Below are 1,690 nucleotides of genomic sequence, written 5' to 3'. Positions count from 1 at the left end.
CTAGCCTCGATCTTTCGTGAGGGGCACGCGTCGGCCTGATCGGTTTCGGATTGCTGTTTCTGGCGCGGTTCGCGCGGGTTGGGCATGGTGTGGTGGCCCGGTGTCGCCGGGTGGCGTCGGGTTCCACAGTCCCGCAGTGTCTTTCATGTAGTGGCAGTGGCGACGGTGGTGTCAGGTCGGGACGGGCAGCGCGCCCAGACGGGTGAGCGCGGTCATGAGCAGCGCGGTGTGTGGGGCGCCGCCCGGTAGGTGCAGGCGGAGTCGGCGGGCGTGCCGGGTGATCTTCCCGGCGATGCGGAACAAGCGGTGTCGCAACCGTTTCGGTTCCCACCTGCGAGCTGGGTGATCGGTGAGGGCGAGCATCTGCGTCCACGCGATCAGATCCGCGGCGAGTTGGACGAGGGCGACCCAGATCCGGTTCTGGTCGAAGCCGTGCAGCGGCAGGTTGCGCAGCCCGGTGTCTTTGAGGTTGCGGATGCGGTCCTCGCAGCGGGCCCGGCGCCGGTGCCGTAGTTCCAGGCGTTCGATCGGGCCGCGGCTGCCGGTGACGAATCCGGTCAGTCGCAGCCCGTCGCGGTCGGTGAACCGCAACTGCGCGCCGGGGTGCGGGCGTTCGGCGCGCACGATCAGCCGCATCCCGGCAGGCCAACCGCTCAGATCCACCATGCCGGTGAGTTCGCACACCTTCGCCCCGTCCCGCAGTCGCCCGGTGTCGTCGTCGATCGCCGGTATCCATCCCGGGTCGGGGACCTCGTCGACCGCGGCCGTGATCGTGTCCGTGAGGCCGAACCCGATCGAGTACGACAACCTGCGCTTGGCGAGGTGGTCGAGGAACTCGTGGGTGCCGCCGCCGGCGTCGGCGCGGACCAGCACCCTGCGCCCGACCCGATACCCGGGCTTCCCGGGGAGCTGGGCGAGGGCCGCCCTGAGGACGGTGATGTGGTCGGCGGCGGTGTTCGATCCGGCGTTCCCCGGCCGCAGTACGATCGCGAGGGGTTCGCCGGTGCCGTTGGTGCCGTGGTCGGCGAACGCGCACAACGGGTGGAATCCGAAGCCGCGTTTGAAATTCGGTGCCGCCGACTGTTTGTCCGAGTGTGCGGTCACCAACGTCGCATCGAGGTCGATCACCAACGGCCGCTCGTCGCTGATGCCGTGGTCGGGGCTGAGGTCGCCGGCGAGGTTCCACGCCCGGGCGCGGGCCTGCGCGCGGGCGTCGGTGATCGCCGCCAGTGCGCGGGTCGGGTCGTCGGCCAGCCGGGTGACCAGGCGGGAGACGGTCGGGTCGGAGGCGACCGCACCGAACAGGCCGGGCTCGGCGCGGAGCTGGTTCAGATCTGCCAGGCAGTCCCCACCCACAGCGATCGACACCGCCACATCGAGGAGGATCTTCCCCGGGTCGTGCACCGCCAGCCGCGGCCGCCACGGCGCCAGCGCGGTACTCAACGTGCTGGTCAGGCCGATCTTTTCCGCCGTCCGCACCAGGACCGTCGTGCCCGCGTGGGACACCAGAGCCGTTTCGGCCGTGTCGACAGCAGGGTTCGGGTACGGGGACGTAGACTTGCTCACCAAGAAGGTGCTCCTCAGTCGGGTGGAACAGCAGGTGTGGTAACCGCTATTCTCCCAGCTCAGGGCACCTTCTCTCATCAACGACACGGCCCGCCAACGAATTTCGATGAAAGGCTGAGGCTAG

The 1,690-nt window shown here is 69.3% G+C and carries 1 protein-coding gene; it reads right to left on the bottom strand.

Features of this window, described 5'->3' with window-relative positions:
- Positions 1-171 precede the first annotated feature (171 nt).
- Entirely contained in the window at positions 172-1,566 is a 1,395-nt protein-coding gene (locus ABD908_RS27230; protein ID WP_345002016.1) for an IS1380 family transposase, read from the bottom strand.
- Between the last annotated feature and the right edge of the window lie 124 nt (positions 1,567-1,690).

Source organism: Tsukamurella soli (assembly GCF_039541155.1).
In the GTDB taxonomy this organism is placed as follows: Bacteria; Actinomycetota; Actinomycetes; order Mycobacteriales; family Mycobacteriaceae; genus Tsukamurella; species Tsukamurella soli.
The sequence above is the reverse complement of the archived record's forward strand: the minus strand, read 5'-3'. Positions and strand labels throughout refer to the sequence as shown.